Origin of the sequence: Longimicrobium sp. (assembly GCF_048594345.1) — a bacterium.
In the GTDB taxonomy this organism is placed as follows: Bacteria; Gemmatimonadota; Gemmatimonadetes; order Longimicrobiales; family Longimicrobiaceae; genus Longimicrobium.
Genome location: NZ_JBMDXM010000069.1, coordinates 1 through 5405, shown reverse-complemented (window position 1 = coordinate 5405; position 5405 = coordinate 1). Strand labels below are relative to the sequence as shown.

Annotated in this window: 4 protein-coding genes; all 4 read right to left on the bottom strand. The window is 70.2% G+C overall.

What is annotated here, in order from left to right; translation table 11 throughout:
* Positions 1-931, bottom strand: a 931-nt coding sequence (locus ACOJUJ_RS08055; RefSeq protein WP_420126349.1) for a class I tRNA ligase family protein, incomplete at its 3' end; no start/stop codon positions are given.
* 630 nt (positions 932-1561) lie between these two features.
* Positions 1562-2206, bottom strand: coding sequence for a hypothetical protein (locus ACOJUJ_RS08050; RefSeq protein ID WP_420126348.1), 645 nt, complete (start codon positions 2204-2206; stop codon positions 1562-1564).
* Between the two features lie 2 nt (positions 2207-2208).
* Positions 2209-4323: an acylase gene (locus tag ACOJUJ_RS08045; RefSeq protein ID WP_420126347.1), complete on the bottom strand. Its 2115-nt coding sequence runs from the start codon at positions 4321-4323 to the stop codon at positions 2209-2211.
* A 491-nt stretch (positions 4324-4814) separates the two neighbouring features.
* A partial coding sequence (locus ACOJUJ_RS08040) for an HD-GYP domain-containing protein (RefSeq protein WP_420126346.1) occupies positions 4815-5405 on the bottom strand: 591 nt, incomplete at its 5' end.

The following is a 5405-nucleotide window of genomic DNA, read 5'->3' as shown; positions in this document are numbered from 1 at the left end:
TCATCACGTTGAGCGATGCCAGCCCCGTACGCTGCGCCACCTCGAAGTCGTTGGGATCGTGCGCCGGCGTCATCTTCACCGCGCCCGAGCCGAACTCCGGGTCCACGTACGTGTCGGCGACGATGGGGATACGCCGCCCGGTCAGCGGCAGGTGGATCTCCTTGCCGACGAGCATCGCGAAGCGCTCGTCCTCCGGATGCACGGCCACGCCGGTGTCGCCCCGCTGGGTTTCCGGCCGGGTCGTCGCGCCGACCAGGTAGGGGCGGCCGTCCGGCAGCCGCGGCAGGCCGGGCGCGTCCACGCCCTCCGCCAGCGGGTAGCGCAGGTGCCACATCTTGCCCGGGTGCTCCGCCGGCTCCGCCTCCTCGTCCGAAAGCGCGGTCAGGCAGCGCGGGCACCAGTTGATGATGCGGTTGCCGCGGTAGACCAAGCCCTTTTCGTGCAGGCGGACGAACACCTCGCGCACGGCCGTGGACAGCTCGGGATCGAGCGTGAAGCGCGTGCGGCTCCAGTCCAGCGAGCAGCCGATGGCGCGCAGCTGCTCCAGGATCTTGCCGCCCGTCTCGTGCACGAACTCCCACACGCGCTCCACGAACGCCTCGCGGCCCACGTCGTAGCGCGTCTTGCCTTCCTTGGCCAGAATGCGCTCCACCACGTTCTGCGTGGCGATGCCGGCGTGGTCCGTACCGGGAAGCCACAGCGCCTCGCGCCCCTGCATGCGGCGCCAGCGCACCAGGACGTCCTGGATGGTGTTGTTCAGGCCGTGCCCCATGTGCAGCACGGCCGTCACGTTGGGGGGCGGGATTACGATGACGTACGGCTCGCGGCCGCTGTCTGCGTCCGCGCGAAAGTACCCCTGCTCTTCCCACCAGCGGTAGAGCGAGTCTTCGTTTTCCTGCGGGCTGTACTGGGGCGGAAGCGGCTCGGCCATCCCTCTATCGTCTCCAAACGCGGCTTGATTCTGAAGCGCGGAACCTACCCCAAGCTACAAGGTCGGTCAAGCCGAATTGGGGACGGATGGGGATCGTATGGGAATGGAGGGGATATGATGGATGAATGCGGCGGATCGGGAGCGCCGAGCCGGTATTCTCCCAGGCGGTTGAAACCGCGGCTACAACGTCACAAAGTCCGCCTGCGCGGACTCGGCGGGCCGGAGGTGTGCGGCGCACCAGGCACCTGAGCGTCCGCAACCGGGCGTGAGTGCTTCAGGTGATGCCGCGAAGTGCCCGGGCCACGCCTTCGGCAACGATCGTCAACAGCAGGACGGCGATTACCGCGAGTTCAAACGCCGTGTGGATGTCCGTCGCGCGCCGCAGCCAGCGCGGCTGCGGCCTGGGCGCCTGGGCAACAGCATGAAGGTTTCGTCATCCGCCCCGGCCAGTTCATCCGGCTCCGGCACGGTTTGATCCGTTTCGCCTGTTGGGATCCCATTCGCAGGTAGCCGTCCGTGCAGTACCCGTACGAACAACCCTCGCCCGAAGTTCTGGGAGAGGGTTGTTCGATTGCGGTTCGCGAAGCAGAGCGGTGCATCCGCCAGGTCTCTGCCGGATTCGCGATCATGTCAGAGGTCCGGGCGCACCACTTCGGCGGCGGCCACGGTGTCGTTGCGGGTGACGCCGGCGGAGACGGTCCCGGTAAAGCGATGCCACCCGGGATCGCCCACCTCCAGATAGATCTCGAACGTCTCCGCGTCCAGCCATTTCGCGAAGTTCACCGCCGCGTCCGTTCCGGGAACTTCGATGGAGTCCGTCCGCACGACCACGGCACCGGTTACGTCGCGTCGCACCATCCCACGCCCGAATCCACCCTCCTCGCGGTACGCCACGTAGGCCAGGTAGCGCCCGTCCGGAGAAAACGCGGGGGTGGTGAACCAGCGGTCCGCGTCATCGGGAAGCGGAAGCAACTCCACGCGGCGCGCCGGATGCCAGGCGAACGCCGACCGCAGGTCCGCGCCGTCGAAGGCGAAGCCGCGCACGGAGCCGTCCGCGAGAACGATCGGCAGGAGCTGCGTGAGTACGTTGGGAATGGTGTCGAGCCCGGCCGGGGTGCGCACCTGCACGCGGTGCAGCACGCCGTCGTGCATCTCCGTCTCGAACGGGACGGAATCCACCAGCGCCACGCTCACCACTCCGGCGGGCGCCGGGCCGGAGCGCACGGGCGGCGTGCAGGCGCCCGCGAGGATGAGCAGGGCGGCGGCGGCCAGCATCCTCACCGCTGGATGGGAGTGCGCGACTCCAGGTTGGCCTCGACCTCCGCGCGGGTGCGCCAGGAGGGGCGCATCCGCTGCTCCGCGATCAGGCGAAGCTGGTCGCCGTTGTGCGGCGAGCCGGGCTGGCTGGCGTTGCCGTAGCTGAGCACCGCCTGCGCGCGCGGCCCGCCGGGCGTGAACTCCACCGCCGCCACGTACGTATCCCCGAACACCGCCTCCGACGTTTCGCGTCCCTGCGCGTACGCGATCACGTGAAACACGCCCAGCGGATCGCCCGGCGCGCCGTTCCCTGGCAGCCCGCCGATGCGGTTCACCTCGCCCCAGGGCACATCCATCCCGCCCATGTGCGTGTTCATCAGCTCCGCCACCTGCTCCAGCGCCGCGACGGCGGCGGCGGGATCCGCCAGTCCGTCCGGCGTGCCGACGGGGCTCGCCGGGCTCCACGGCCGCGCGAACCCGCGCCCGGTCTCGGGAATGCTTTCAAAGGTGCGGTACGCCCAGATCATGAACAGCATGGCCCCGCGGCTCTCCGCATTGGCCGCGCGGTCCCAGCGCTCCAGCACGTCCGCCGCCCGCAGGGCCAGCGGCCGCCCCGTGGCGCGCGCGGCGGGGATCAGCTCATCCAGCACGCGGTCGGCCAGCAGCATGTGGTTGCTGTGGCGCATGGCCAGCAGCTCGTCGAAGGTGATGCTGCTGTCCGCGGCCAGCATGTGCAGCGCGCGCTGCTCGCGCAGCCCCACCCAGCGCGGCGCCAGGTACGACGGGTAGCGCGCCGTATCCAGCGGCGTGGGCCGCGCGGCGAACCAGGGCGGCGAGTTGGAGTTCTGCACGAAGCCGGCGACGGGGTCCACGATGCGCGGCAGGTCGTCGTAGCCGTGCACGCCGCGCCAGAGGGTGGCGCTGGTGTCGCCGCGCACGGGCCCCTGCCCCTCCGCGAACGTGCGCTGGCCGCGCACCGGCACCCGGCCGTTGAACACGTACAGGATGTGCCCCGCGCGGTCCGCGTAGATCACGTTGAACATGGGCACCTGCAGCCGCCGCAGCGCGTCCTCGAACTCGCCCAGCGAGCGGGCGCGCCCCATCTCCCACCACTGCCGCAGGCCGCCGTGCTGGTCCAGCCCCTCCACCGCCACCGCGACCGCCGTCGAGTCGTTCGACGAGACCACCGGCCCGTGCACGCTGCCGCGGACCGTGATCTCCTCCACCCGCATGGTCCCATCCGCCTGGCGGATGCGCAGGGTGTCGACGCGCGTTTCGAAGGGCCGCACCTGGCCGTCCATGCGGTAGCCGCCCTCCGCCAGCCGTAGCGTGAACGTGTCCAGCGCATCGATGGTGTTCACCGTGTGCGACCACCCCAGCCGGTCGTTGAAGCCGATGGCGATCACCGGCAAACCGATCAGCGTCACGCCGGACAGGTCCATCCCCGGCCCGACCAGGTGCGCCTCGGTAAAGCGCATCAGGTCCTCGTTCCACGGCAGGTGCGGATTGGCCAGCAGCAGCGCGTTGCCGGACGCGGAGCGGCTAGGCGCGATGGCCCACGCGTTGGACCCCGGCGCCGCGCCGGCCGGCAGCCCGTCCATCCCCACCGGGGCCGGACCGCCGCCGGTGAGGGCCAGAAAGGTGAACATGGTCCGGTGCCCGTGCGCCAGCAGGTCCGCGCCCGTTACCGGCAGCACGACGCGAAGGGAGTCGGCGATGGCGGCGGGATTCGCCGCGGCATAGGCGTTCACGCCCGCGGCGAACGCGTCCAGGTAGCGGCGAAAGTCATCGTCCTGCGCCTCGTAGCCCTGCTGCCCGGCGGCGGGGATGCCCATCGAGCGCATCAGTCGGTCGCTGGCGGCGTAGCGCGGGGCCCAGTACTCCGCGCCGCGCCCGCGGGCCAGGCCGTACAGGCGCAGGATGGCGTCGCCGTGAAGGTGCGCCTGCGCCCAGCCGTATCCGTATCCCACGTCCTCCGCCGTGCGCCCGTAGACGTGCGGCACGCCCCACAAGTCCCACAGGATCTCGGACTGCGCCGGCGCCGGAGGCCGGGGCGGCAGCTTCTCCCCGCCCGCGCCCGCGCATCCGGCCAGGGTCAGCAGGAGCAGGATGGAGGTGAGGCGGATGGGGCGCATGAGGCGATTCTGATCAGGAGGAAGGAAGAAAGAAGAACACTGTCATTCTGAAGGAGGCGCCGCGAAGAACCGTCTTCACGCCCGGAAGCAGTAGCGCCGACTGAAGAATTTCTATCCGAAACGGGCGGGCCCTTCGCGCCAGAGCCGACGTAGCCGACGGGATCGTGCGCCCATCGGGCAGATTCTTCGGTCGGCGCACCGGCGGTGGTGCACATGGAGAGAAAGGAGCGCGCGCCTTCCTCAGAATGACAGTAGCCGCGGGGCTCCAATTCCCAGGCATTGGCGCGCACTTCATCCCGCCGCCACCACCGCAGCCGCCAATCCGCGAAGGCGGATTTCGTGTAGTCGTTGCAGCGAATTCATTCGCCCTTGGGGAGCCGCGATCAGGCCTCCCCATCACCCCATCACACCATCACACCATCACACCATCACACCATCACACCATCACCCCATCACACCATCACACCATCACACCATCACACCATCACACCTCACGCCAACGCCGCCGCCTCTTCCCGCTCCGGCAGGCGCGGCGTGTCCGGATCCTCCGGAAAACCGTTCTCCGAAGCGCGGAGGAAGGCCTCCACCACGGCGGGGTCGAACTGGCGGCCGCTCAGGCGCAGCAGCTCGGCCCGCGCCTGCTCGTGGGTCCACGCCGCCTTGTACGGGCGCGGCGAGGTCAGCGCGTCGTAGACGTCGGCGAGCGCGACGATCCGGCCCGCCTCCGGGATCGCGGTGCCGGAGCGCCCGTGCGGATAGCCGCTGCCGTCCCACCACTCGTGGTGTGAGCGGGCGATCTCGCGGCCCATCCGCAGCACGTCCGAGCGCGTGTCGGAGAGGATCGACGCGCCCGCCTCGGCGTGCACCTTGACCTGCTCGAACTCCTCCTCGGTGAGCTTGCCGGCCTTCAGCAGGACGGCGTCGGCGACCGCGAGCTTGCCGATGTCGTGCAGGGGCGCGGCGAGCCGCAGCAGCTCGACCTGGCTCGCGGCCCAGCCGAGCTCGGTCGCGAGCCGTGCGGCGAGGTCGGCGACGCGCTCGGTGTGCTCGAAGGTCGCGCCGTCGCGGTACTCGGCGGCGCG